This is a genomic window from Amycolatopsis keratiniphila subsp. keratiniphila (assembly GCF_001620365.2).
GTDB classification, from domain to species: Bacteria; Actinomycetota; Actinomycetes; order Mycobacteriales; family Pseudonocardiaceae; genus Amycolatopsis; species Amycolatopsis keratiniphila.
This window is the reverse complement of record NZ_LQMT02000033.1, coordinates 43,622-69,547: the sequence shown is the minus strand read 5'-3', so window position 1 is coordinate 69,547 and position 25,926 is coordinate 43,622. Positions and strand designations below refer to the sequence as shown.

Annotated in this window: 26 protein-coding genes; 11 read left to right on the top strand and 15 right to left on the bottom strand. The window is 69.7% G+C overall.

Annotation, left to right across the window (positions count from 1 at the left end; translation table 11 throughout):
• Positions 1–4: 4 nt before the first annotated feature.
• From AVR91_RS32075 to ssd, 8 genes are all read right to left on the bottom strand, one after another.
• Positions 5–631: a bifunctional DNA primase/polymerase gene (locus tag AVR91_RS32075; protein WP_063273866.1), complete on the bottom strand. Its 627-nt coding sequence runs from the start codon at positions 629–631 to the stop codon at positions 5–7.
• Between the two features lie 418 nt (positions 632–1,049).
• On the bottom strand, positions 1,050–1,406 hold the full coding sequence (locus tag AVR91_RS32070; RefSeq protein WP_063273867.1) for an Rv3654c family TadE-like protein: 357 nt from the start codon (positions 1,404–1,406) through the stop codon (positions 1,050–1,052).
• Complete coding sequence (locus AVR91_RS32065; protein WP_063273868.1) at positions 1,403–1,741, bottom strand: TadE family type IV pilus minor pilin; 339 nt, start codon at positions 1,739–1,741, stop codon at positions 1,403–1,405. The genes AVR91_RS32070 and AVR91_RS32065 overlap by 4 nt, the downstream gene beginning before the upstream one ends.
• The gene (locus AVR91_RS32060) at positions 1,741–1,914 is read right to left on the bottom strand and encodes a DUF4244 domain-containing protein (protein ID WP_072029636.1); all 174 of its coding nucleotides are present in this window, start codon (positions 1,912–1,914) and stop codon (positions 1,741–1,743) included. The genes AVR91_RS32065 and AVR91_RS32060 overlap by 1 nt, the downstream gene beginning before the upstream one ends.
• 15 nt (positions 1,915–1,929) lie before the next feature.
• Entirely contained in the window at positions 1,930–2,499 is a 570-nt protein-coding gene (locus AVR91_RS32055) for a type II secretion system F family protein (protein WP_063273895.1), read from the bottom strand.
• Positions 2,493–3,233, bottom strand: coding sequence for a type II secretion system F family protein (locus tag AVR91_RS32050; RefSeq protein ID WP_083737800.1), 741 nt, complete (start codon positions 3,231–3,233; stop codon positions 2,493–2,495). Before AVR91_RS32050 ends, AVR91_RS32055 begins: the two co-directional genes overlap by 7 nt.
• The gene (locus AVR91_RS32045; protein WP_063273869.1) at positions 3,230–4,372 is read right to left on the bottom strand and encodes a TadA family conjugal transfer-associated ATPase; all 1,143 of its coding nucleotides are present in this window, start codon (positions 4,370–4,372) and stop codon (positions 3,230–3,232) included. The genes AVR91_RS32050 and AVR91_RS32045 overlap by 4 nt, the downstream gene beginning before the upstream one ends.
• A complete protein-coding gene (ssd, locus tag AVR91_RS32040; RefSeq protein ID WP_063273870.1) occupies positions 4,369–5,442 on the bottom strand; it encodes a septum site-determining protein Ssd in 1,074 nt (357 codons plus the stop codon). Before ssd ends, AVR91_RS32045 begins: the two co-directional genes overlap by 4 nt.
• Before the next feature lie 562 nt (positions 5,443–6,004).
• Here ssd and AVR91_RS32035 point away from each other — a divergent pair.
• The 7 genes from AVR91_RS32035 to nicT all read left to right on the top strand — a co-directional run bounded on the left by AVR91_RS32035 (position 6,005) and on the right by nicT (position 15,641).
• Positions 6,005–6,802, top strand: a complete 798-nt coding sequence (locus AVR91_RS32035; RefSeq protein ID WP_016337846.1) for an HAD family hydrolase — start codon at positions 6,005–6,007, stop codon at positions 6,800–6,802.
• A 576-nt stretch (positions 6,803–7,378) separates the two neighbouring features.
• Positions 7,379–9,184: a glycoside hydrolase family 3 protein gene (locus tag AVR91_RS32030; RefSeq protein WP_063273871.1), complete on the top strand. Its 1,806-nt coding sequence runs from the start codon at positions 7,379–7,381 to the stop codon at positions 9,182–9,184.
• The gene (locus AVR91_RS32025; RefSeq protein ID WP_063273872.1) at positions 9,181–10,449 is read left to right on the top strand and encodes an exo-beta-N-acetylmuramidase NamZ family protein; all 1,269 of its coding nucleotides are present in this window, start codon (positions 9,181–9,183) and stop codon (positions 10,447–10,449) included. The genes AVR91_RS32030 and AVR91_RS32025 overlap by 4 nt, the downstream gene beginning before the upstream one ends.
• Positions 10,450–10,588: 139 nt before the next feature.
• On the top strand, positions 10,589–12,397 hold the full coding sequence (locus tag AVR91_RS32020) for a serine hydrolase (RefSeq protein ID WP_228709401.1): 1,809 nt from the start codon (positions 10,589–10,591) through the stop codon (positions 12,395–12,397).
• 210 nt (positions 12,398–12,607) lie between these two features.
• Complete coding sequence (locus tag AVR91_RS32015; protein ID WP_225949385.1) at positions 12,608–13,606, top strand: MurR/RpiR family transcriptional regulator; 999 nt, start codon at positions 12,608–12,610, stop codon at positions 13,604–13,606.
• A gap of 17 nt (positions 13,607–13,623) precedes the next feature.
• Entirely contained in the window at positions 13,624–14,553 is a 930-nt protein-coding gene (locus AVR91_RS32010; protein WP_007028475.1) for an N-acetylmuramic acid 6-phosphate etherase, read from the top strand.
• Positions 14,550–15,641, top strand: coding sequence for a Nickel transporter NicT (nicT, locus tag AVR91_RS32005; RefSeq protein WP_063273897.1), 1,092 nt, complete (start codon positions 14,550–14,552; stop codon positions 15,639–15,641). The genes AVR91_RS32010 and nicT overlap by 4 nt, the downstream gene beginning before the upstream one ends.
• A 94-nt stretch (positions 15,642–15,735) precedes the next feature.
• Here the strand turns inward: nicT and AVR91_RS32000 are convergent, their stop codons facing one another.
• On the bottom strand, positions 15,736–16,905 hold the full coding sequence (locus tag AVR91_RS32000; protein WP_063273873.1) for an MFS transporter: 1,170 nt from the start codon (positions 16,903–16,905) through the stop codon (positions 15,736–15,738).
• 52 nt (positions 16,906–16,957) lie between these two features.
• On the opposite strand from AVR91_RS32000, the gene AVR91_RS31995 reads away from it, so the two are divergent.
• Positions 16,958–17,263, top strand: a complete 306-nt coding sequence (locus AVR91_RS31995) for an ArsR/SmtB family transcription factor (protein ID WP_037335099.1) — start codon at positions 16,958–16,960, stop codon at positions 17,261–17,263.
• A gap of 165 nt (positions 17,264–17,428) precedes the next feature.
• On the opposite strand, the gene AVR91_RS31990 is transcribed toward AVR91_RS31995, so the two are convergent.
• Positions 17,429–17,977, bottom strand: a complete 549-nt coding sequence (locus AVR91_RS31990; protein WP_455577841.1) for an extracellular catalytic domain type 1 short-chain-length polyhydroxyalkanoate depolymerase — start codon at positions 17,975–17,977, stop codon at positions 17,429–17,431.
• A 107-nt stretch (positions 17,978–18,084) separates the two neighbouring features.
• Between AVR91_RS31990 and AVR91_RS31985 the strand changes: the two genes are divergently transcribed.
• Complete coding sequence (locus tag AVR91_RS31985) at positions 18,085–19,356, top strand: tannase/feruloyl esterase family alpha/beta hydrolase (protein WP_211282797.1); 1,272 nt, start codon at positions 18,085–18,087, stop codon at positions 19,354–19,356.
• Positions 19,357–19,360: 4 nt separating this feature from the next.
• Positions 19,361–19,945 carry a nitroreductase family protein gene (locus AVR91_RS31980; protein WP_063273874.1) on the top strand — a complete coding sequence of 195 codons (585 nt, stop codon included), beginning with the start codon at positions 19,361–19,363 and terminating at the stop codon, positions 19,943–19,945.
• On the opposite strand, the gene AVR91_RS31975 is transcribed toward AVR91_RS31980, so the two are convergent.
• The 5 genes from AVR91_RS31975 to AVR91_RS31955 form a co-directional block, all read right to left on the bottom strand.
• Complete coding sequence (locus tag AVR91_RS31975; RefSeq protein ID WP_063273875.1) at positions 19,923–21,758, bottom strand: helix-turn-helix domain-containing protein; 1,836 nt, start codon at positions 21,756–21,758, stop codon at positions 19,923–19,925. The two genes, AVR91_RS31980 and AVR91_RS31975, sit on opposite strands and share 23 nt — an antisense overlap.
• Entirely contained in the window at positions 21,755–23,071 is a 1,317-nt protein-coding gene (locus AVR91_RS31970; RefSeq protein ID WP_063273876.1) for an MFS transporter, read from the bottom strand. Before AVR91_RS31970 ends, AVR91_RS31975 begins: the two co-directional genes overlap by 4 nt.
• A 26-nt stretch (positions 23,072–23,097) precedes the next feature.
• Entirely contained in the window at positions 23,098–23,856 is a 759-nt protein-coding gene (locus AVR91_RS31965) for a 3-hydroxybutyrate dehydrogenase (protein WP_063273877.1), read from the bottom strand.
• 89 nt (positions 23,857–23,945) lie between these two features.
• Positions 23,946–24,677, bottom strand: coding sequence for a Fic family protein (locus tag AVR91_RS31960; RefSeq protein ID WP_063273878.1), 732 nt, complete (start codon positions 24,675–24,677; stop codon positions 23,946–23,948).
• Complete coding sequence (locus AVR91_RS31955; RefSeq protein WP_063273879.1) at positions 24,674–25,171, bottom strand: phosphoribosyltransferase; 498 nt, start codon at positions 25,169–25,171, stop codon at positions 24,674–24,676. Before AVR91_RS31955 ends, AVR91_RS31960 begins: the two co-directional genes overlap by 4 nt.
• 115 nt (positions 25,172–25,286) lie before the next feature.
• On the opposite strand from AVR91_RS31955, the gene AVR91_RS31950 reads away from it, so the two are divergent.
• Entirely contained in the window at positions 25,287–25,865 is a 579-nt protein-coding gene (locus tag AVR91_RS31950; protein ID WP_063273880.1) for a GNAT family N-acetyltransferase, read from the top strand.
• Positions 25,866–25,926: the final 61 nt, after the last annotated feature.

Sequence of the window (25,926 nt, the reverse complement as noted above, 5' to 3'; positions counted from 1 at the left end):
TTGATCAGGCGGCGGTGCTCAGGGTCGCCACGGGGGCGACGGTCCGGTCACCGGCCAGCGCACGGACGAGCACGTCGTGCACCTCGGTGGCCTCGGGCAGCTGCCAGCCCCAGACCTCGGGCTTGACCCGCCAGTGCACGACACCGTGCTGGAACGGCGACGGGGGCAGCGGGATGTAGCCGTTCGCGCCGTGCCACTGGATCGAGGCCTGGTCGGCCAGTTCCCGCGGGATGCTCGTGGCGACAGTGGTGAGGAACAGCCAGCGGCCGTTCGGCATCGCGACGATCGGGGCGGGGTGACCGGTGGCGCGCAGCAGGCGGGCGGCTGCCTTGCCGAGCTCGTCGTCGACCTCGATGGCGTCGAGCACGGTGCCGGTGGCCACGAGCAGGCTGTGCGTGTCGTCGCCGAACCAGGTGGCGACCTCGTGCGGGTGGGTCTCGGTCAGTTCGCGCCAGTTGTCCTGCGCCGGGACGGGACGGCGCCAGGTGAGGTCGTCACCGTCGGCGGTGATCGCGGCGGGCTCCGCGCCCGGGAGCACCGGCCAGCCACGCCACGCGAGGCCGATCGCCTCCGCCCGCATCTCGATGCGGAAGGCGCCCCGCCAGCTGTCCGGCCAATTCGCGTCCAACATTCCCGTCCCTGCCTCAGGTCAACTCTGTCCTGTGTCGGTTCTGCTCCGCGCTACCCGGCGACCTTCTCGAGGTGGCGCACATCTCAATAAACGGCAAGTTGCACATCGGGAGAAGACCTCACGCGACAACCGGTGGTTACTTAGCGATGAACGCGCGGTAGTGCGACCGGACGGACCGAACGCCGGACGTCCGATTAACGGGCGTGCACGACCGGTCCAGGGCCGTTCGTCGCAGCCGACCTGGGCTTCCGCCCCACGTGACGGCGCTCACGCCGAACGGCGGGCGGCCGTTCGGCGGCGAGCTGATCATGGCTTCGACCGCTCGCCGTGCGGCAACGACCGCTGCTCGCGCCGAGCGGTTACTCACGCGTACTACCGGCCGGTCACCACCGGACGACCGTTCGTCGTGCGACGCACGTCACGGTGACCGGTCGACCGGCCCCGCCCTGGCCCGTGCCTCCGCCCGTCCGGTGACCGCCGGCCGTCCCGACGGCTCCGAACGCACCTCGACCAGGGCATCGCCACGCTCCCACCGGCAGGTGAGCAGCGTGACCGACATCCGGACGGCGACCTCCCGTGCCCGTTCGCAGGCCGCACCGGGCCCCTCCGTCGCGTGCGAGGCGGCCGCGAGCGCGGCCAGATCGGCGGCGGCCTCGGCGCGGTGCCGGGCCGTGACGGCGGCGCCGATCCAGAAGACGAACGCCGCCGCGCAGACCAGCACCGCGACGATCGAGGCCGTCCACACGGTCGCGACCCCGCGGTCGTCCGAGGTCATGGCCCGCTCCCAGGCTCGGCGAAGGCGAAGGCACGGGAGTGCAGCCGGATACCCGGCAGGAGCCCGGCCACCGGTTCGGCCTCGACGCCGACGGTGATCGAGTCGCCTTCGCGGACGACGTCCAGCCGAGCGCCGGACGGTGCGATCTCCCGCACCGCCTGTTCGGCACGGGCGGGCTGACCCCGGGCGAGGAGCCTGGCCGCCTCCCGGGCGGCGTCGGTGCAGCGGAGCTGATCGGATGCGACTCCGATCCCGGCGAACAGCAAGGCCGATACGAAGGTCAGCGCGCCGATGCCGAGCGCCGCCTCGACCGTGACGGAGCCGCGGTCGGCCATCAGAACTTCACCGACAGGGCCCGCTCGATGAGTGCGGTGAGCCCGGCGGAGACGGCGTCGCTGGTGACGACCAGATAGAGGAGGGCCGCCAACCCGGCGGCGGCCAAGGTGCCGATGGCGTACTCGACCGTCGTCATACCGTCGTCTTCTTGGAAGGTGGGGAGCTTGTACATGGGATCGCCTTTCAGTCAGAGGAAGTCGAGACGGCCGGCCAGGCCGAGCACGACGGGCAGGACACCGAGGCAGAGGAACGCGGGGAGAAAGCAGAGGCCGATCGGTGCCGCCAGCAGCACCCCGGCCCGTTCGGCTCGTTCCTCGGCTTCGGCGGAGAGCGACTCGCGCAGTCTTCGCGCGAGGTCCTTCGCGTGGGCGGCGAGCGCGGTGCCCGCCCTCGCCGTACGAACCGCGGCGACGGACAGCTCGGTCAAGCCGGGCCGGTCGCGGACCGGGGCCCAGGCTTCCGCCGGTCCGACGCCCACGGCGAGGTGCGACGCCACCGAGCGCAGTGCCGCCGCGGTCTGCGGTGACGCGGTCGGCCCGACGGCTTCGAGCGCGACGGGTACCGGCAGCCCACCGGCCAGGCAGGCGGCCAGCAGGTCGAGGGTGGCCGCGGACCGAAGGAGTTCGGAGACGCCTTTGTCGCGAGGCCTTCCTTCCCGCGGCCGGAGCCATCCGGGGCGCTCTGCAGCCATAGGGGTGACTCGCGGCCAGCAGAAGACGGCACCGCCCAGCAGGATCAGGGCCGCCCCGGTCAGCACGGCGCCACCCGCCCGGTGAGGGCCCGGCACCAGGCCGTACCCGCCCAGATCAGCCCGCTGCCCACGACGAGCGACAGCTGACCGGCGGCCGTCCCGGTGAGGGCGTGGACCGGCCCGGCCCCCATCGCCTCGCCGAGCAGCAGACACATGAGCGGGAGGACCGCGAGCACGGCGGCACTCGCCCGAGGGCCCGCCATCTTGGCTTTGAGACGACGGCGGAAACCGATCTCCGCCTCGGCGTCCCGTCGCGCGGCATCGAGCACCTCGGCCATCGGGAGCCCGAAGCGGTTCGCGAGCGTCCACGCGGTCGCCAGCGCCGGTGGCGCGTCCGGTTCGGTGGCGATGTCACCACCGAACCGGGCGGCCGCGATGAGTCCGCGCAAGCGCTCGGACGCCGCGGGCACCGCCTCCGCGGTGGCTTCGGCCGCGGCGACCGGATGGGCACCTGCCCGGAGCTCACCGATCATGGTCCGCAGCACGGACGCCGTGAGTTCGGCTTCGGCCAGCGCCGCCTTCTCTCGCGCCCGCCACCGGTATTCCTGGCGGACGGCCAAGGTGAGCACCAGCGTCGCCACCGCCCAGCCGATTCCCACGAAGGACAGAGCCAGCGCGGGGAGCGGCCACCAGCCCGTCCGGACGGCGCGAGGCAGCCGCCAGGCGATCGGAGTGCGCGCCATCGGCTTCGGCCAGCAGGCGAGACCCGCACCCCAGGAGAGGAGGAACCACGGGTTCACGCCGCCATCTCCTCGAACGGCGTCTCGTCGCCGATCCAGGCGCCCTTGCTCCAGACCGGGACGACCTTGGCCTCGCCTCGGAAGGACCGGAGGACGCCGACCTCGTCCAGCCGCCGGATCCCGCTCGGCAGGCGGCGCATGTGCAGGACCACGCGTATCGCCGCGGTCAGCTGGCTGTGCAGGGCGTCCCGTTTCAACCCGCCGAGCGCGGCCAGCGCCTCCAACCGCGCGGGGACGTCTTCCGGCGAATTGGCGTGCACGGTGCAGCCGCCGCCCTCGTGCCCGGTGTTCATGGCGTTGAGCAACGCGATGACCTCGCCACCGCGCACTTCGCCGACGACCAGCCGGTCCGGACGCATGCGCAACGCCTGCCGTACCAGCTCGCTCAGCCCGACCTCGCCCGCGCCCTCGACGTTCGCCGGGCGGGTGAGCAGGCTGACGAACTGCGGATGGTCCGGTTGAAGTTCTCCGGCGTCTTCGACACAGACGATGCGTTCGGCCGGGGGCACCGCGCCGAGCAACGCGGAAAGCAGGGTCGTCTTCCCCGCCCCTGTCCCACCGGACACCAGGAACGCGAGCCGTCGCCGGATGACCGAACCGAGCAGGTCGGCGCCGCTGGTGCCGAACGCCCCGCGCAGCCGGAGTTCGGCGAGATCATGGGTGGCGGGCCGGAGAACCCGGAGCGAGAGCGCGGTCCCGGCGGGAGCTATCGGCGGGAGGACCGCGTGCATGCGGACCCGGCCTTGCGGCCCCACGCCCGGCAGCCAGCAGTCGGCGAACGGTTGAGCGTCGTCCAGCCGCCGCCCGCCGGCGAGGGCGAGCCGCTGAGCCAGCCTGCGGACGGCTTCCTCGTCGGCGAAACGAACGTCCGTCAGGCGGATACCTTCGCCGGTGTCGGTCCAGACCTCGTCGGGTGCCGTGACGAGAACGTCGGTGACGCCGGGTTTTTCGAGAAGCGGCGCCAACGGACCGGCTCCGACGAACTCGTCGCGGGCGAGCCGGACCGCTCCGAGGACGGCCTCCTGCCCGAGCGCGCCACCGGCTTCGGCGCGGACGGCCCGCGCGACGCTCACCGGATCCGCCGGGACGGCCGATCCGGCCAGCCGCCGCCGGACCCGCTCGACCAGATCGCCGGTCATCGCGAGGCACCGGCCAGCTGCCCTCGCGCGGCCGCGAGGACTTCGCCGGCGGCGATGGCCAAATGCCCGCGATGCCTCAGGACGAACTCGCCGCGGTCGAGGGCCGCCGCGAGGGAGCGCTCGCGGCCCATCGAGGTGATGAGCGGAACGCCGACGGCGTCGGCGATCTCTTGCGGGATCAACCCGGCGGGCGACGGCCCCCGCACCGCGACACCGATCCGTGACGCGTGGGGCTCGATCCTGGCGATGACCTGTTTCGCCGCCGCGCAGGCGCGGAGTTCGGCGGGGACGACGACCACGACCAGATCGGCCAGCCCGATCACGGTGGACGTCTCGGCGCCGAAATACCTCGGCAGATCGCAGACGACCGTCCGGCCCGCGCGCCGTCCGGCGCACAGCACGCCTTCGATCGCGTCGGGCCCCGGCCCGCCTCCTTCCCTGCCATAGGACACAAAGGACAGTGAGCCGTTCGCGTACTTCTTTCGCGGCAGGGCTTCGCTCAACGCGGTCATGGAGACCCTGCCGCCGAGTTCGAGCTCCGGCCAGCGTGGCCCGCGATCGCGTTCGGCGGCGAGGAGGACGTCGACCCCGCCGCCGAGCGGGTCGCAGTCGACGAGCAGCCCGCCGGTGCCGGACTTCTCCGCCCGGTACGCGACGGCGGCCGAAAGCACGGAAGCCCCGGCCCCGCCTCGTCCGCCGATGATCCCGATGACGACGCCGTCGTCCCGCGGCGGCCCGTCGACGACGTCGGCGAACTCGCCGATGAGGTCGCTTTCCTCGTCCGGCAGGGAAAGGACCTTCTCCGAACCGGTGTTGACGGCCCGCTCCCAAGTCGCCGGCGTCGGCGCGCCCTTGCAGACGAGCAGGACCTTGTTCCGCCGCAGCAGCCGGTTCGGCGCGCTCGCGGCCTCCTCGTCGAGCACCACGAGCGGCGCGCGGGCCCATCTCCCGCGCGCGGCGTCGAGATCGGGTGCTCGTTCGACCTCGCAACCCGCGGCCGCCGCCACGCGCAGGATCTCGTCGAGCAGGACGTCGTCTCCGGCGACGACGAGCGGATGTTCCGCGGTCATGACTCCCCCAGTGATTCGGTCGGACTCGGGTGACCACTCCACGGTCGCGCCGCTTCCCACGGCGCACAACGCCATTCCTTCCCACCTGTGGACAACCGGGGTGTTGTGGACAACTCCGCTCCGGGAAACCGGTTTCCCTCGATTTCTGTCGGTCCCCTCCGCTATGGGCCTCGCACTCGAAAAGAACACAAGAAACCCTTGAGAGAAAGGAAAGTTAACGAACTACGGACGGTTCGGCCTTGTCCTGCCGTGGTTTCCGCCGCCGACAAGGTCTGAACCATTGGCACGACGGGAAAATAGGAGGCGGCCCTCGCCAGGGGGGAGGGACGAGGGCCGCCTGGGGTTCAGCCCCGGGGGGTCGGACTGAACCTGGGCCCGGTGCAACACCGGACATTCTCACTGTAACTCCGATACCGGCCCGTTGCGGGCGGCGCCGGTACCCACAATTCGATAACGGCACGACGCGCCCGATCGGATACGCGGTCGTGAATTTTCCACCGTCGGATCCCGATCGTGGTCGACCAACGGGCGGCCGGCCGTCGCACTCTCCTATCCTTGGCGAGTGGACCGACCCAGCACGACGCCGAGCCAGGTCGCGGCGTTCTTCGATCTCGACAAGACGATCATCGCGTCATCGAGCGCTTTGGCCTTCAGCAAGCCGCTTTTGCGCGAAGGTCTGATCAACCGCCGAGCCGCGCTTCGCAGTGCGTACGCCCAGCTCGTCTTCTCTCTCGCGGGCGCGGACGCGGCGAAGACCGAGCGGATGCGAGCCGAGGTTTCCGCGCTGTGCACCGGATGGGACGTCGCGCAGGTGTCCGCGATCGTCCGCGAAACGCTGCACGACGTCGTCGACCCGCTCGTCTACGCGGAGGCGGCGGAACTGATCTCGTCCCATCGCGCGGACGGGCACGACGTCGTGGTGCTGTCGGCGACCGGCGAGGAAGTCGTCGCGCCGGTCGCCGAAATGCTCGGCGCGACGCGGAGCGTGGCCACGCGGATGCAGATCGTGGACGGCCGGTACTCGGGCGAAGTCGATTTCTACTGCTACGGCGAGAACAAGGCCGTCGCCGCGAAGCAGCTTGCGGCGACGTACGGCTACGACCTCACCCAGTGCCACGCGTACACCGACTCGAGCACCGACATCCCGCTCCTCGAAGTCGTCGGGCGGCCGCACGCGGTCAACCCCGACCGCGTCCTGCGCAAGCACGCGACGGAACAGGGCTGGGAGATCCTCGCCTTCGAGCACCCGATGTCGCTGCGGACCCGGATCCCCGCGCGGTCGGCGGGTCTGGTCGCGCTCGGCGCCTTCGCCGCGGGTGCCACCTGGTACGGCTACAACCGGCGCAAACGCACCCGCTGAGCGCACACCCACACGGCGGTACCGGGCCGGTTTTCGCAGTCAGGGGCGCGAATTGTCCGTCGCGGAGGGTGCCCGTGTCACTAGATCGAGCCTCTGTACCGGTGCACCCGTCTGCGCACTTGAAGTGACCCGGCTCACGGCGTAGAAAGTAGGTGCGGACGTTCGGTCGGCCAGGGAACAGGTAGAAGAGAAGCCTGTTCCACCCCGGCGAATCTCCGTGTGCGGACACCGGGTACCCACGCGCAGCGCGCCGCGGGAGGCTCGTCGTCTAGGGACTGCGTACCGGGACGCCGGACGCCGAGTCCATGAAGGTACGACCAGAGTTGCACGCTTGGTCGCCCGAGTGGTCCGCACCGACTGGCGGCGCCCGCCGGCTTCTTGCCGACGGGCGCCGCCAGTGTTTTGCCCACGTTTTCAAGCGTGACAGGCCCGTTCGCGTCCCTTTGTGTATGAACGGACCGTTCGTGCGGGTGGCCGATGGACAAGCAAAGTGCTCGTGGGTAGCTTCCGGATATCAGTGCTTCCAGGTGGACTTCTTTCCATCTGAGAGTCAGGCACGAATCTGGGAGGCTTGAGGTGACGACCCGAATCGCGCACGCCCGTCATCGGAGGATTTATGCGCTCGCCCTGCCCCTCGCGGGTCTGCTCGCCTTGGGTGTCGCGGGTGTTCCGGCTACCGCGCAGCCGATGACGGCCGACGCGGAGGCGCAGCGGACGCTGCGCGGGCTGACCCTGGAGCAGAAGGTCGGGCAGCTCTTCGTCACCTGGGTGAACGGCAAATCCGCCGACGAGGTCAACGCCAAGAACAAGGCCGACTTCGGTGTCGACACCCCCGCGCAGGTCATCGAGAAGTACCACCTGGGCGGCGTCATCTATTTCAACAACGACAGCCGCGACAACTTCGACGACCCGGTACAGGTCGCCAAGCTGTCCAACGGGCTCCAGCGGGCCGCGCTCCGCAGCGGCGCCCGCATCCCGTTGCAGATCGCGACCGACCAGGAAGGCGGCACGGTCACCCGGATGGGTGCCCCCGCCACGGAGCTGCCGAACGCGATGGCGATCTCGGCCGGCCGCGACACCAAGGCCGCGCAGGACGCCGCCCGGATCCTCGGGCACGAGCTGCGCGCCGTCGGCATCAACCAGGACTTCGCCCCCGACGCCGACGTGAACTCGAACCCGGCGAACCCGGTGATCGGCGTCCGTTCCTTCTCCGGCCGCCCGGAGCTGGCGAGCCAGTTCGTCGAAGCCCAGGTCAGGGGCTTCCAGAACTCCGGACGGCGCTCGGAGACGGTGTCCGCCGCCGCGAAGCACTTCCCAGGCCACGGCGACGCGGCCACCGACAGTCACCACGAGCTGCCCCGGATCGACCGGAGCGAGGCCAGCTGGCGCGAGACCGACGTGCCGCCGTTCAAGGCCGCCATCAAGGCGGGCATCGACTCGATCATGAGCGCGCACATCCAGTTCCCCAGCCTCGACCCGTCGGGCGAACCGGCCACGCTGTCGAAGCCGATCCTCACCGGCAAGCTGCGTGAGGAGCTCGGATACCGCGGAGTCGTCGTCACCGACTCCCTCTCGATGGACGCCGTGCGCGAGATGCACACCGACGCGGAGATCCCGGTGCTGGCCCTCAAGGCGGGTATCGACCAGCTGCTCATGCCGGTGAACCTCGAACTCGCGATCAACGCGGTGCTCGACGCCGTCCGCAAGGGCGAGCTGACCGAACGGCGTATCGACGAGAGCGTCCTGCGGGTGCTGAAGCTCAAGCTGAACCGCGGCATCCTCACCTCGCCGTTCGTCGATCCGGCCAAGGTGATGTCGAAGGTCGGTGTCCCGGCCAACCTCGCGACCGCGCAGGGCATCGCCGACCGGTCGGTCACCGCGATCCGCAACGACGGCGGTGTCCTGCCGCTCAAGCAGCAGCCCGCGAAGACCCTCGTGACCGGCTGGGGCGCGACCACGACGACGTCGCTGGCCGCGAAGCTCACCGCACACGGCACGCAGGCGACCGCGCTCCAGACCGGCCAGACGCCGACGGACGCGCAGATCGCGCAGGCGGCCGCGGCGGCGAAGAACGTCGACCTCGTCGTCGTGCTGACCAACAACGTCGGCACGTATCCGTTGCAGGGCAAGCTGTTGCAGGCGCTGGCCGACACCGGGAAGCCCGTCGTCGCGGTCGCCGCCCAGATCCCCTACGACGCCGGCTACGAGAACCCGATCAAGACGTGGCTCGCCACGTATGGCTACATCACGCCTTCGCTCGAAGCGCTGGCGAAGGTGATCCTCGGGAAGGTGACGCCGCAGGGCAAGCTGCCGGTGGACGTTCCCGCGGGCAAGGACGTGGGCACGGTGAAGTACCCCTTCGGCCACGGGCTGACCTGGTGAACCTCAACCGCCGCCACTTCCTCGCCACCGGCGCGCTCGCGGTCCCCGCGCTGACGGCCGGGTCCTCGGTCGCGGGGGCCCAGCCGGAAAGTGGTAGCAAAGGTCCCCCGCTCACCCGCACCGGAGCGGACGTGCTCGCCGCACAGGGCTGGGCACCGCTGTCCGGCCGCAAGCTCGGCGTGCTGTCGAATCCGACGGGTGTGCTGGCGAGCGGCGACCACATCGTCGACTCGATGGCCGCCGCCGGGGTCCGGCCGCTCGCCGCGTTCGGGCCGGAGCACGGTTTCCGCGGCAGCGCGCAGGCAGGCGGTTCCGAGGGCGACTACACCGACCCGCGCACCGGCGTGCCGGTGTACGACGCGTACGGCGCCGACGCGACGAAGCTCGCCGGCATGTTCACGAAGGCGGGCGTCGACACCGTCGTCTTCGACATCGCCGACGTCGGCGCGCGGTTCTACACCTACATCTGGTCGCTGTACACGGCGATGGTCGCGGCGGCGAAGGTCGGCGCGGCGGTGGTCGTGCTGGACCGGCCGAATCCGCTGGGTGGCAAGGCCGCCGGGCCGATGCTGAACCCGGCGTTCGCCTCGGGTGTCGGCCGGAAGCCGATCGTGCAGCAGCACGGCATGACCGTCGGCGAACTCGCGCGGTTCTTCGCGGCCGAGTTCCTGCCTGCCGAGGGGGTCACGCCGGGCAGGCTCGAAATCGTCGAGGTGCGCGATTGGCGCCGCGATCAGCTCTTCGCCCGCACCGGGCTGACCTGGGTCCCGCCGAGCCCGAACATGCCGACGCCGGACACCGCGCTCGTCTACCCCGGCACCGGGATGTTCGAGGGCACCGTGTTCTCCGAAGGCCGGGGCACCACCAGGCCGTTCGAGATCATCGGCGCGCCGGGCCTCGATTGGCGCTGGCGCGAGAAGCTGGGCGAGCTACGGCTTCCCGGGGTGAAGTTCCGTGAGGCGTACTTCGTGCCGACATTCGGCAAGTTCGTCAACGAGCCCTGCGGCGGCGTGCAGGTGACGATCACCGATCCGCGGGCGTTCGACGCCATCCGCACCGCGGTCACCATGTTCGTCACCGCGAAACAGGTGCATCCGGACAAGTTCAAGTGGCGCCCGGACAACTTCCTCGACAAGCTCTCCGGCTCGGACAGGCTGCGCACGATGATCGACAAGGGCGCCGGAGTGGACGAGATCGTCGGGTCCTGGCAGGCCGAACTGGCCGAGTTCGACCGGAAACGCCGCCGCCATCTCATCTATCGCTGAGGGGAGCAAAGCGATGGGAACGCAAGACGCGGCACCTGACGGGAGCATAGAGCGCGCCTCGGCCGACAGGCCCCGCTATCGCAGCGGCAGGGCGTCCGCACCGGGCACCGCACCATCGATACCAACGGACGCCCTGGCGATGCGATCGCGGTCGCGCGCAGAGCCGCGTCGGCACCGTGTTAGGAAGATCCTGATCGCGGCCGTCTCCGTATTGGTCGCGGCGACCACGCTGTCGACGGCGGGAGCACAGGCGATTCCGGGGACCGGGCAACAGGGAGACGGCGCGGCGGGCCGGTTCGACAAGCCGCGCGGAGGCTTCGCGCCGGCGTCCACCGTGCTGCGCGACGGCGCGCCCTCCGACGTCGGCCTCGACCCGGAGCCGATCAAGGCGGCCGAGCGGTTCATCGAGAGCTGGACGAAGCCGGACGCCACCGGCCATCCGCACTTCTCCGGAGCAGTCGGTCTGCTCGCGCATGACGGCGTGATCGTCGAGCGCCAGGCCGTCGGCGGCGCGGTCCGCTACGCCGACGCCAAGGGCACGGAGCTGCCACCCGAGCAGCAGGTGCCGATGCGCGCGGACACGATCTTCGACATGGCTTCGATCTCGAAGCTGTTCACCTCCATCGCGGTGATGCAGCTGGCCGAGACGGGCAAGCTGGACATCTCGGCGCCGGTGGTGCGGTACCTGCCGGAGTTCGGGGTGAACGGTAAGGAGGCCGTCACCGTCCAGCAGTTGCTCACCCACGTCTCGGGTTTCGCCGCGACACCGCTCCCGTCGTTGTGGGAGGGCTACCCGGACATCCCGTCCCGCCGGAAGGCCGTCCTCGACAGCCCGCTGAAGAACGCGCCGGGCAGCACATACCTCTACTCCGACATCAACCTGCTGACGCTCGGCTTCCTGGTCGAGAAGGTGGCCGGGGCTCCGTTGGACAAGGTGGTCCAGGACCGCATCGCCGCGCCGCTGGGCCTGGTGGACACCGGCTACAACCCGCCCGCGTCGAAACTCGCCAGGGTCGCGGCGACCGAGTACGCCGCGAAGCCGCCCAGAGGGCTCGTACGCGGCGAAGTGCACGACGAGAACGCTTGGTCGCTGGGCGGCGTCGCCGGGCACGCGGGCGTGTTCTCCACGGCCGCCGACATGGCGGTGCTCGCGCAAACGATCCTCAACGGCGGCGCGTACCGCGGCCAGCGGATCCTGCGCGAGGAGACCGTGCGGGCGATGCTGACGAACTACAACCACAAGTTCCCCGACAACGCGCACGGGCTCGGCTTCGAACTCGACCAGCCTTGGTACATGGGCGCGCTGTCGGCCCCCTCGACGGCCGGGCACACCGGCTTCACCGGGACCTCGCTGGTGATCGATCCGCTCTCGCGGTCGTTCGCGATCCTGCTCACCAACCGCGTGCACCCGACGCGGAGCTGGGGCTCGATCAACCTCGCGAGGGAGACGTGGGCGAGCTCGCTCGCGAAGGCGATGGCCGTCCGCCCGGTGCGCGGCCGCGACGCGTGGTTCAGCGGCGCCGGAGACGTCTCCACGGCCACGCTCACGACTCCGCCGTTACGGACGCGCGGCGGGCCGCTGAAGGTCTCCTTCGACACCTTCGTGGACACCGAAGGACCGTCGGATTCGCTGTTCCTGGAAATAAGTACCGACGGCGGAGCAACCTGGAAATCGATTACCGTGCGTGCGTCCGGACCAGGCGCCCCCACCGGAGAGCAAAACGGCCTCGGCGGACACGGACACCGCGCTTGGTGGCGGGCCGCCGCCGAGGTGTCACAAAGCTCACAAATCACCCTCCGGTGGCGTTACACGACCGATGCCCGTTACACCGGACGAGGAATTTCCTTGGATGGTGTGAAAGTCACTGAACGCGGCCGCATACTGCTGGACAGTGAGCATAATCCCCCTACTTTCGTCGCTACCGGCTGGAAGTTGAGCACTAGGTAGCCAATCGGCTTCGATGCGCTGACCAAGCGGCCCCGTTGACCGGGACACAGCCCCTTGCGTCGCGACACTAAGTTGCCAAGTCGTTAGCTCGACCTCGTTAACGGCCTCGACCTGGTTAGCGACTTTCTGGTCAACGATTAATCGCAAATCGAATCCGCAGACACGGATAGGTTGCGATCTTCCCGAAGGGTGTGGGTAGCCTTGTCGCAGATGCCAACGGTTAGTAACTTTCCCACGGTGGGCGATACCGATTCCGTAATCGCGGCCGCACCGTCCGAGGCCGTGCCGGCGCAGCCGACACGGGACGCTGACGCGAGCCCGCTCGTCCGGATTCGCTCCCTCCTGCCCGGGCTCGCCCGGGCCGAGCAGCGCGTCGCGAAGGTCGTCCTCGACGACCCCGCACAGGTCGCGCGGCGCAGCATCACCGAGGTCGCGCTCGCGGCGAACACCAGCGAAACCACCGTCACGCGGTTCTGCAAGGCGGTCGGCGTCGGCGGGTATCCGCAGCTCAGGATCGCACTGGCGGCCGACACCGCCCGCTCCGAGGCGCGGTCGACCCGCAACCTCGGCGGCGAGATCGGTCCGGAGGACGACTTGGCCGCGGTGATCGGCAAGGTCAGCTTCGCGGACGCGCGCGCCGTGGAGGAGACGGCCGACCAGCTCGACGTCCCGTCGCTACAGCGCGTGATCGACATCGTGGCCGGCGCGGGCCGCGTGGACGTCTACGGCGTGGGCGCGAGCGCGTTCGTCGCCGCGGACCTGCAGCAGAAGCTGCACCGCATCGGGCGGGTCAGTTTCGCTTGGTCGGACACGCACATCATGCTCACCTCGGCCGCCGTGCTGAGCCCCGGCGACGTCGCGATCGGCATCTCCCACACGGGCGCGACCACGGACACCGTCGAGGCGCTGCGGGTGGCCCGTGAGCACGGCGCGATCACCGTCGCCGTGACGAATTTCCCGCGTTCACCGATCACCGAGGTCGCCGACCACGTGCTGACCACGGCCGCGCGGGAGACGACGTTCCGCTCGGGTGCGACCGCCAGTCGCATCGCGCAGCTGACCGTCATCGACTGCCTGTTCATCGGTGTCGCGCAGCGGCACATGGACGCGTCGGTCAACGCGCTCGACGCGACCAGGGACGCGGTTGGCTCGCACCGTCTGGGCGTCCGGCCCGACGGCAGGCGGCGGCCGCGGGAAACCGGCAAATGAGCGAAAAAGTGAGGCGCATGATGACCGTCCCACGCCAGGTGGTGCACGTCGACTCGCCAACCGAACAGCGCAATCCACGGACGACCGACATCGACCTGATGTCGACCATGGGCATCCTCGGCGCGATCAACGCCGAGGACCGCCGGGTCCCCGAAGCCGTCGCCGCGGTGCTGCCGCAGGTGGCGCGGGCGGTCGACTTCGCCGTGGAAGCGCTGCGGTCGGGACACCGCGTGCACTACTTCGGGGCCGGTACTTCCGGCAGGCTGGCGACGTTGGACGCGGCGGAGCTCGTACCGACGTTCAACGTGCCCTCCGATTGGTTCATCGCGCATCACGCGGGCGGCGCGCGCGCACTGCGCCAAGCCGTCGAAGACGCCGAGGACAACGCGAAGGCCGGAGCCGCCGAGGTGGCCGAGTCCGTCGCACCCGGCGACTTCGTGCTCGGGCTGACGGCTTCCGGCCGGACTCCCTACGTCCTCGGCGCGCTGGCCGCGGCCAGCCGTCGCGGTGCCCGGACCGCCCTGGTCTCGGGCAATCCGGCAGCGGTGACGCCGCCGGGTGTCGACGTCCTCATCGCGGTGGACACCGGCCCCGAGGCGATCGCCGGATCGACGCGGATGAAGGCGGGCACGGCGCAGAAGATCATCCTCACGGCGTTCTCCACCGCGACGATGATCAAGCTCGGCCGCACGTATTCGAACCTGATGGTGAGCATGCGGGCGACCAACGCGAAGCTGCGCGGGCGGACCATCCGGATCCTGCGCGAGGCCACCGGCATGAGCATGGCGGACTGTTCCGACGCGCTCACCGAGGCCGACGGCGACCTCAAGGTCGCGCTGGTCCATCTGCTGTCCGGCGAAGACGTCGCGAGTGCGGCGAAGGCGCTGACGGCCAGCGATGGCCACGTACGAAAGGCTCTCGACTCCCTCAGGGTGCGCGCGAGCTGAACACCGGCGGACAGACCCGTTCATCCCGACGCATCGCGCTCACGCGACGCGAACGGGTGTCCGTCGCCGGGATGGCCGGATTCATCCTGCTGCTCAACGTCATCGGCTGGGGGGTCCTGACGCTTTTCGTGGCGCCGCGCCAGTACGAGCTCGGCGCCACGGGCGTGTTCGGGGTCGGTCTCGGCGTCACGGCGTTCGTACTCGGGATGCGGCACGCGTTCGACGCGGACCACATCGCCGCGATCGACAACACCACCCGCAAGCTGATGGCCGACGGGCAACGGCCGCTTTCGGTCGGGTTCTGGTTCTCCCTCGGCCATTCGACGATCGTCTTCGTCCTGTGCCTGCTGCTGTCGCTCGGCGTCCGCGCGCTCGCCGGGGCCGTCGAGGACGACTCGTCGGCGCTGCACGAGGCGACCGGGCTGATCGGGACCTCCGTTTCGGCGGTGTTCCTGTACCTCATCGGGATCATGAACCTGGTGGTGCTCGGCGGCATCGTGAAGGTGTTCCGGCGTATGCGGCGGGGCGAATTCGACGAAGCGGCGCTGGAGCGGCAACTCGACAACCGCGGCTTCATGAACCGCCTGCTCCGCGGCGCCACCAAAGCGGTGCGCAAGCCTTGGCACATCTACCCGATCGGCGTGCTGTTCGGCCTCGGCTTCGACACCGCGACCGAGGTCAGCCTGCTGGTGCTCGCCGGCGGCGCGGCGGCGTTCTCGCTGCCCTGGTACGCGATCCTGGTACTGCCGATCCTGTTCGCCGCGGGGATGACGCTGTTCGACACCGTCGATGGCTGCTTCATGAACTTCGCGTACGGCTGGGCGCTCGCGAAGCCGGTGCGGAAGATCTACTACAACCTCATCGTGACGGCGCTTTCCGTCGCGGTCGCCTTGCTCATCGGGACGATCGAAGTCGTCTCGATCATCACCGAACGGTTCGGCATCACGACCGGACCGCTCGCGGCTATCGGATCGCTGAGCCTGGACTACGTGGGCTACGCGGTTGTAGCGCTCTTCGTGTTTACGTGGCTCTTCGCGCTCCTCGTGTGGCGGTTTGCGCGTATCGAGGAGCGCTGGTCGGTCAAGTAGCCGCTCTGACCTGCGGAAAGAGAGCAAGGGACCTTTGCTACCACTTGTCTCGATGTCGAGAGAAGTGGTAGCAAAGGTCCCTTGCTCCCCTGGGTCACGCAGGCTCGGGCACCTTCGCCCGCGAAGGCACCGAAAGCGCGAAGCCCAACAGTGCGACGAAGGCGGCAACGGGACCGATCCACCAGACACCGGCGGAAGACAGGACGACGCCACCCAGCGCGGCACCGAGGGCTCCGCCGCCGTAGATCGCGGAACCGTTGAGCCCCATGGCGACCGTCGGCGCGTCGGGCGCCAGCGAGAACAGCCGGTGCTGCTGCGGAACCATCAGCATGCCGCCGAAGACCCCCGAAGCCAGCGCGAGGACCAGCGAACCGGGCAGGCTCAGCACGGCGACGTCCAGCAGCGCGAACGTCACGACCGTGCCGATCAACGAAATCGAGCGGACGCGCGAAGGCCCCAGCGAGTCCGTCGCCCGGCCCGCGAAGGCGTTGCCCGCGATCTGCCCGATCCCGAAACCGACGAGCAGCCACGAGATCGTCGCGCCCACCGCCACCGGAGCCACCAGCACCGGCAGGTACACGAAGGCCGCGAAGCCCGCGGCGGTGCCGAGGACGCTCACGCCGAGCACACGCGCGATCGGCGGCCGCGCGACGACGGCGAGCCTGTCGCGCAACGACACCGTCGGCATCCGAACGCCGGGCAGCAGCGGCACCAGCAGCATCACGACCAGCGCCACCGCGCCGATCCCCCACATCACCGCACGCCAGCCGAACCAGTTGCCCGCCACCACCCCGATCGGCACGCCGAGCACCATCGACACGCTCATCCCGTTCGAGACCGTGGCCAGCGCGCGCCCACGGCGCTCGTCCGACGCCAGCGCACCGGCGAGCACATACGCGTTGGATTGGAACGCGGCGGCGCCGAGGGCGGCCAGCACCCGCGCGACGGCGACCACGGCGAAGGATTCGCCGAGCGCCTGACCGGCCATGCCGATCGTGAACAGCACCATCCCCGCGCCGAGCACCCAGCGCCGGTCGAGCCGTCCGGTGAAAGCCGCGATCAGCGGTGAGGAAATGGCGTAGGTAACCGCGAAGACCGTGGTCAGCTGGCCCGCGACGGCCTCGGAAACCCGCAGGTCGGCGGCGATGGCGGGCAGCAGCCCGTTCAGGACGAATCCGTCGGTGCCGACGGTGAACGTCCCGACGGCGAGTACCAGCAGAGCCCCCAGAGCGAGCCGATCATTTGATGATCGTCGAATCGTCATGGGAGGTATAGTGACGAGACTGTTCGATGACTGTCAAATAGTTTGGAGTGCCGTGAGCAGCACGCTGCCGCAGCCGTCGATCGACGAGATCGAGATCGTGCCGGTGCTCCAGGCGCTCGCGGATCCCGTGCGCCTGGAGCTGATCCGCGCCCTGCGAAGCAACCCTTCGCCGCGAAGCTGCGCCGTCACCGAGTACGACGTCGACATCAGCGCGCCGACGCTCTCCCACCACTGGAAGGTGTTGCGCGAGGCCGGCCTCACGACGACGTTCGTCGAGGGCCGGACCCGCTGGGTCGAGCTACGGACCGAGGACGTCCACGCGCGCTTCCCCGGGCTACTGGACGCCGTCCTCGCCTAGCCGCCACTTCGCCGCGAGTTCCGCCGCGGCGCATACGCCGACATCGAGCAGATACGGCCCCGCTTGCCCGCAACCGGACCCCGATGCGATCGGCTGACCGTGCCCCATCCCGGCGACGGCGTGCGTGTCGACGGCCGCGCCGACATCGGTCCACTGCTCGGAAGCTCACGCATATTCATCGGGGCGACCGTGTAGTCCGCGGCCCCGTGCCCGCGGCGCGCACCTTGTCGCCCCATTGCTTCGGGTCAGATCCTTGCCGGGGTTCATGCATGAGTACGCGTCGATCATCGAGGCCGCGCAGCCGTAGGGCAGCCCCGCGACGACACCGCCGCCCGCGAACAGTTCCGGATACGCCGCCAGCATCACCGAAATCATCGCACCACCGGCCGACAAGCCGGTCACGTACGTCCGGCTTCCGGCCGAATACCGCGCCATCTGCGCGATCGATTCGGCTTCTCCGGCCCCTCGTTTGATGTCCGTGGCCTGGAACCAGTTGAAGCATTTGCTGAAGTTGTTCGCCGAGACCTGTTGTGGCAGAACGAGTTTGAACCGCAGCCTGTCCGCGAGCCCGACCCAGCCGGAGCCACGCGCGTATCCGGCGGCGTCCTGCGTGCAACCGTGCAGCACGACCACCGCCGGACGTCCGGACGGCAGACCGTCGGGAACGTATTCGAACATCTGCAAAGCACCGGGATTGCTCCCGAACCCGGTCACCGGACGGCGCCCGCGGGGTTTCCACGTGGAAGACCACCACAGCGACGGCCCGTTTTGTGTGGTCGCGCCGGGTACCGATCCGCGAAACACCCGCTTATCGTCGGCCGATGCGGCTCTTCCTGGTCCTCGCGATGATGCTGGCCCTGGCCACCCCCGCCCATGCGGCGAGCAGTTGCGGGAACGTGCGCGTTCCCGGCGCCGCGACCCAACGACTGTCCTGTTTGGACGATCTGACGACCATCGGCACCCTGGTCACCGGGCACACCATCCAGGCGGACTGGGCCGGGCTCACCTCGGCGGGGTTCCCCGCTCCCAAGGGCGTTCCCGGTATCCAGATCGACGGCTACTTCCCGGATTCGTCGACGTCCAACCCGACGCACGGCTGGCACCACGACGCGCAGTTCGTGCTCCGGCTGCCCGACCGCTGGAACGGCGGCCTCGTGGTGTCGGGATCGCCCGGCGTGCGACGGCAGTACGCGAACGACCGCGCGATCGGCGACCAGGTCCTCGCCGCCGGCTACGCGTTCGCCGCCACCGACAAGGGCAACACCGGAGCCGACTTCCACACCGATGGACGCCGCCCCGGTGACGCGATCGCCGAGTGGAACTCGCGGGTCACGCAGCTGACCATCGCCGCGAAGGCGGCCGTCGCGCACCGCTACGGACGCCTGCCGAGCCGCACCCTCGCGGCCGGGATGTCGAACGGCGGCTACCTCGTCCGCTGGCAGCTCGAGAACCGGCCGTGGCTCTACGACGGCGGAATCGACTGGGAGGGCACGCTTTGGCACGAAGACGGCCCGAACCTGTTCACCTTCCTGCCGCCCGCGATCAAGGCCTATCCCGCGTACGCCGCCGGTTCCGCGCAAGCCCATCAAGAGATCCTCGACGCCGGTTTCGCGCCGGGTTCGGAATTCCTCTGGCCGTACCACAACGACGTCTATTGGGGCCTGACCCAGCGCATCTATCAGGCCGAATTCGATCCGTCGTTCGCCGGAACCGACTACGACTACGCCACTCGCCCGCCGTCGGTGCACCGCGCGGTCGAACGGATCTCGCTGACCGGCCGGATCGGCAAACCGCTGATCACCCTGCACGGCACCCTCGACACGCTCCTGCCGATCACCCGTGACTCCGATGTCTATCAGCGGATGATCGCCGAGCAGGGCCGCGCCGGGCTCCAGCGTTACTACCGGATCGTCGACGGCACCCACGTCGACGGGCTGTACGACGCGTATCCGGACAAGCTGCGGCCCATCGGCCCGTGTTTCCGTACGGCGTTCACCGCGCTCGAAGGCTGGCTCGACGGCGTCCGCCCACCCGCTTCGGCGACCATCCCGCGCGCGAGCGGTGACCTGGCGACGTCTTGCGCACTAAGCTGATCGCATGGAATTCCAGGACGTCGTACGACGCCGTCGCATGGTCCGGAAGTTCACCGACGAGCCCGTCGCCGAGGCGAGCCTTCAGCGCATCCTGCGCAACGCGCTGAAGGGTCCATCGGCCGGATTCTCCCAGGGACAAGGATTTCTCGTCCTCACCGGCGAAGAACTCGCGAAATTCTGGGAGTTCGGGGCGAGCTGGGCGCCGGAAACCGTGACCACGGCCCCGGTCGCGATCGTCCCGCTTTCGGTCAAGAACGCGTACCTCGACCGCTATGCCAAGCCGGACAAGGGTGTCGCAGATCGGGACGAGTCGTGGTGGCGCGTGCCGTACTGGGACGTCGACACCGGGATGGCGACGTTGCTCATCCTGCAGACGGTCGTCGACGAAGGTCTCGGCGCAGTGTTCTTCGGGCTGGCACCGGAAAGCGTGGAGAGGCTTCACAGCGAGTTCGGCGTGCCGGAGGATCACGACCCGATCGGTGTCGTGGCGCTCGGGCACGGCGCCGAATCCGGTCCGTCGCCCGGCTCGTCGGCGACCACGATCGCCCGACGCGACTTCGACGACGTCATCCGTTTCGGTCACTGGTGAGGCGATGCAGCCTGAGCGCGAGCTGGAGTTCCAGCGCGCGCTCGGGCGCCTGCCATTGCTCGCCCAGCAGCGACGCGATGCGGTCCAGTCGCTGGACGACGGTGTTGACGTGCACGTGGAGCAGGTCCTTCGCCCGCGTCAAGTTGCCGCCACAGGCGAAATACGCGCGGAGCGTGCCGATCAGGTCCGTGCCGCGGCGTTCGTCGTAGTCGAGCACCGGGCCGATCGTGGCGGCCACGTACGCGCCGAGGTCGGCGTGCTCGCCGAGGAGCAGCCCGACGAAGCCGAGGTCGGCCATGCTCGCGCCTTCCCCCGCCCGGCCCAGCGCCAGCAGCGACGCGACACATCGCGCGGCTTCGGCGTGCGCCACGGCCAGCGCCTTCGGTGACGCAGCCGGCCCCGCCGCGCCCACCGTCACCGGGCAGTCCATTGTGGACGTCAGTTCGGCGGCGACCGATCGCGCCAGCACACCGGGATCCGCGCCACGGACGAGAAGCACTACCTCGTCGGCGTGCACCCCGACCAGGTCCGCGTGCCGCGAAGCCGCCGCGGCCAGCCGACGCCGGGAGACGTCGTCGGAATGCGCGACCAGCACCGCGTGCGATGTCGACAAATCGACCCCCAGTCGCCGACCGCGTGCCAGTAGCGCGGCCGGATTGCGGCCGGGCGCGGTGAGCAGGTCCGACAGCAGCTCGCCGCGCACCTCGTCCTCGGCGCGCGCGACGGACCGCCGTTGCATCAGCAGCACGGCGGTGACCACGCCCGCCCGCTCGAACAGCCGCCGGTCGGCCTCGCCGAGCGAGTGCCCGCCGCCCAGCACCAGACTGCCGAGGAACTCCTGACCTGCCTGGACCGCGCACAGCCAACCGTCCTCAGTGGACACCGCGCGCCCGCTCGCCCTGGACGCGGAAACCGCGGTGCGCGAAAGACTCAGCTCACCGTCGGTCCTGGCGAGGACCGCGCCGTCCGCGTCATAGACGGCGATGGCGCCGCCGAGCACGTCCGCGACCGCGGCGGCGACCTCGGCCAGATCACCGCCGCGCAGCACGAGATCCATCAGCCGGTCGTGCGCGTCCTCGGCCCGGCGCATCGCGTCGTTGTGCGCGCTGATCGTCGCGTTCGCGGCGTTCAGCTCGGCGACCGCGCGACGCGTCTCGTCGAGCAGATGCGCGTTGTCCAGCGCGATCGCCGCGTGGTCGGCCAGCGACGACAGCAGCGCGACCTCGTCGGGCGAGAACTCGCGGGTGGTCCGGTCCGAGGCGAACAGCACCCCGATGACCTTGCTGCCGATCGCCAGCGGCACCCCGAGGATCGCGGTCAGTCCTTCGTCGAGCACTCCGGTGTCGATCGACGACGTGTGGCGGAACCGCTTGTCGTTGAAGTAATCCGCCGTCGCGTACGGCCGCGCGGTCTGCGCGACCAGCCCGCCGAGCCCCTCGCCCATGCCGAGCACGATGTCCTGGAACAGCGCGGAAACCGACCCATCGGTGACGCGAACGTAGGTCTTGCCCTCGGTCTCGTCGTTGAGACTGAGATACGAGACGTCCACGCCGAGCAACGCCCGCGCCCGCCGCACGATCGACCGGAGGACGGCGTCCGGATCGTCCAGCCGGGCGAGGTCGCTGGCGGTGTCGAACAACGCGGCCAGCTCCGCCTCGCGCCGCCGGTGCTCGGCGACGGTGTCCCGGATCCGCAGCGCCAGCTCGGTGGCCTTCGGGTCCACGGGGACGTGCGCCAGCTGCTCGCTGCCCGCGCCGGAGGCGAGCAGTTCGAGCAGCCGGCGCAATTCCGCGGCTCCGTCCACAGCGGTCATGCTGACACGTGACCGCGCTCCGTGAGAACTTCGGAGTGCAGGGATTCACCCTTGGTCTCGCGGGCGGCGAGCAGGGCGATCACGGTCAGCGCGCACATCGAGACCACGTAGAGCGACACCGGGACCGTGCTGCCGAACTCCTTGAACAGTGCCACCGCGATGAGCGGAGCCACCGCGCCCGCCGCGATCGAAGACAGCTGCCCACCGACCGAAAGCCCGGTGTAGCGCACCCGCGTCGGGAACTGTTCGGAGAAGAACGCGGCCTGCGGGCCGTACATCGCGCCGTGCAGCACCAGACCGATGGTCGCCGCGAGGATGATGACGCCGGAGTTCTTCGTGTCGAGCATCGCGAAGAACACGAAGCTCCACACCGCCATGCCGATCGCGCCGAACAGGTAGACGGGGCGGCGGCCGATCCGGTCGGAAAGCTTGCCCCACAAGGGAATCGTCACGAAGTGCACCGCCGAGCCGATGAGCACCGCGTTGAGACCGGCGGATTTCGGCAGGCTCAGCCCGGTGGTCACGTAGACGAGGATGAACGCGGTGATCACGTAGTACGAGACGTTCTCCGCCATCCGGGAGCCGATCGTGATCAGCACCGCGCGCCAGCTCTTGCGGAACACCTCGACGACCGGCGCGTGCGTGGTCTTGTCGTTCTTCTGCGCCGCGAGGAACACCGGCGATTCGCTGACCACGAGCCGGATCCACAGCCCGATCACCACGAGCACACCGGACAGCAGGAACGGAATGCGCCAGCCCCAGCTGAGGAACGCTTCGTCGGATTGCGTCGCGGCGAGGATCGCCAAGACCGCCGTCGCGAGCAGGTTGCCGCCGGGAGCACCGCATTGCGGCCACGACGCCCAGAACCCGCGGCGCTTGTCGTCGCCGTGTTCGGAGACGATCAGCACCGCGCCGCCCCATTCGCCGCCGAGCGCGAAACCCTGCACGAGCCGCAGCAGCGTCAGCAGGATCGGCGCCACCACACCGACGGTCGCGTAGGTCGGGAGGATGCCCATCGCGCAGGTCGACCCGCCCATCAGCAGCAGGCTCAGCACCAGCAGCTTCTTGCGGCCGACGCGGTCGCCGAAATGCCCGAACACCAGCCCGCCGATCGGCCGCGCGAGGAAGCCGACGGCGTAGGTGAGGAACGCCAGCAGCGTGCCGGTGAGCGGATCGTTGGAGGGAAAGAACAATTTGCCGAACACCAGCGCCGCGGCGGAGGTGTAGAGGAAGAAGTCGTACCACTCGATCGTCGTGCCGATCAGGCTGGCGCTGACGACCTTCGCGATCGAGCCGCGGTTCTGGGTGGTCACCGAGGAGGTCCTTTCCGGGGAGGGGTTCACGCGGCGGTCCAGCCGCCGTCGAGGGGGATGGAGGTGCCGGTGACGTGGGCGGCGTGGTCGCCGGACAGCCAGAGCACGCACGCGGCGACGTCCGCCGGTTCGATGAGCCGTTTGATCGCCGACCGCCGCAACAGGACCTGCTCGATGACGGCGTCGCGTTCGAGCCCGTGCTCTTCGGCCTGCGCCTGGAGCTGGCCGGTGACCAGCGGCGTCCGGACGTAGCCCGGGTTGACACAGTTGCTGGTCACGCCGTGTTCGGCGCCTTCGAGCGCGGTGACCTTGGAGAGGCCTTCGAGTGCGTGTTTCGCGGTGACGTACGCGGATTTGAACGGGCTCGCGCGGAGGCCGTGGACGCTGGACATGTTGACCACGCGCCCCCAGCCGCGTTCGTACATGCTCGGCAGCGCACGGCGGATGAGCAGGAACGGCGCGGTGACCATGAGCGACTGGACGCGGGTGAACGTCTCCGGCGGGAACTCGTGGATCGGCGCGATGTGCTGGAAACCGGCGTTGTTGACGAGGATGTCGATCTCGGTGGGGAGGGTCTCGACGGCCTTGGCGTCGGTGAGGTCGACGACGTGCGCGATGCCGTCGACTCCGGCCGCCGCCTTCTCGACGGCGTCGTCGATGTCGACGAGATGGACCTTGGCCCCGGCCTCGGCGAGCGCTTCGGCGCAGGCCAGGCCGATCCCGCCCGCCGCGCCGGTGACCAGCGCGGACTTACCGGCCAGATCGCTGTGATACGCACCACTCATGCCGGACGACGTTAGGTCGCCCGGGGCGCTTAGACCATGTGGTCACGCACTACACCTGGGCAAGATCCCATGTGGGATCTCGCCAGAGGTCAGCCGGCGGCGTCGGAGATGGACTTCGCCTCACGAGCGCCCGCCTCGAACGCTTCGCACGAGAAGAGCAGCCAAGCGCGAACGCCTTCAGGAGACCCGCTGGAGAAGCCTGAAGCGGCTTCGAGGTACTTCGGTACACGCCGGAAGTACGCGACCTCCGGCACCGTCAGCGCCTTCGGGTCCAGCCCGGTCGCCACCGCCGAAAGCCGTGCCGCCGCCCGCGCGACGACCCCGTCCGCGGAGCCGAAAGGCTTGAGCGCCAACAGTTCCCCGTGCACGACGGCGGTCAGCACCGGCCCCGGCACCGACGTCGCGCCGGTGACCAGTTGCGCCAGCATCTCCAGCCGCGGCCCGACGTCACCGGACGACCGCGGCCGCCCCAGCGCGTCGAGATCCGTCACCAGATCCGACGCGGCGAGAACGTGCAGGCGCGCCAACGCCTGCAGCGGCGCCCGCCGCCACGTCGGGAGCAGGCCTTCGAGCGCTTCCGCGACCCGCAACGCGCCAGCCAGCACCGGATCGGTCACCTCGCCGGATTCCGGCAGTTCGGGCGCGGCGCCTTCGATCCCCGCCGACGCCCGCGCCGACCGCACGGACGCTTCGGCGGCCGTCGCCGCGCCGCCGCGCAGGTTGGCGGGCAGCCGGTGGACGGCGAACACCGCGTCCTGAGCCGATTTCGCGGCCGCCGCGACCCCTTCGAGGTCCAGCAGTGGCTTCAGCGGATCCGTCACGCGTCCAGCACCTGGCCCTCGCGCCGCACCACAGGCGCCTGCACCGACCACGGGAAGTTGATCCACCGGTCCGTGTGCTTCCAGACGTACTCGCATTCGACCTCGGAGCGCGGCTTCTCGTAGACGACCGCGCAGCGCACCTCGGCGACGTGGTCGGCGCAGAAGTCGCGGACCAGCTTCAGGGTCGCGCCCGTGTCCGCGACGTCGTCGGCGACGAGCACCTTCTTCTTCGTCAGGTCGACGACGTTCGGCACCGGCGGCAGCATCACCGGCAGGTCGAGACGCTGGTCGACGCCGGTGTAGAACTCGACGTTCATCACGTGCAGGTTCTTGACGTCCAGCGCGTAGCCGAGCGCTCCGGCGACGAACAGCCCGCCGCGCGCGATCGACAGGATCAGGTCCGGCTCGAAGCCGTCGTCGGCGACGGCCTGTGCCAGATCCCTGCCGGCCGTCCCGAACAACTCCCAGGTGAGCTCTTCCCGCTCTTCGGCCATGGTGCCTCGCCTTCGTCGATCGTTCCCGCGAGCATAGGCAACGCCGCAGTGGCCTTCTCGAATGCTTCAAAACTGGCTATCCAGTAAGGCCATTGCCGGTCGTACCGTCAAGATCGTGACCGACTGGAACGACCACGCGACCCTGACCGGTGAACGCGTCCGCCTCGAACCCCTCACCCGCGACCACACCAAGGGCCTCTTCGCGGCGGGCTCCGACCCGGCGATCTGGACCTGGCTCAGCCTCCGGCAACCGCGGGATCTCGCCGCCGCCGAAGCGATGGTCGAAGACATCCTCGCCGACCCCGACCGCCGCGCCTGGGCGCAGATCGACGCGCGTACCGGCGAGGTCGCGGGCACGACGTCGTTCTACGCGATGAACGCGCGCCACAAGATCGTTTCCGTCGGCTACACCTGGATCGGTTCCGAATGGCAGCGGACCGGGCTCAACCGCGCGTCGAAACTCCTGTTGCTGCGCCACGCTTTCGACGACCTCGGCGCGAACCGCGTCTCGTGGGAGACCGATATCCGCAACCTCAAGTCGCAGAAGGCGATCGAACGTCTCGGCGCACAACGGGAAGGGGTGCTGCGCGCGCATCGCGTCCGGCCGGACGGGACCATCCGCGACACCGTCGTCTACTCGCTGACCGGACCAGAATGGCCGGCGGTCCGTACCGCCTTGTCCTCAAGCGTGTGAATGCCGCGCGCAACCACGATGCAACCTTTTACTTCGCGTCGTAACGTCGATAGCGTGCCAA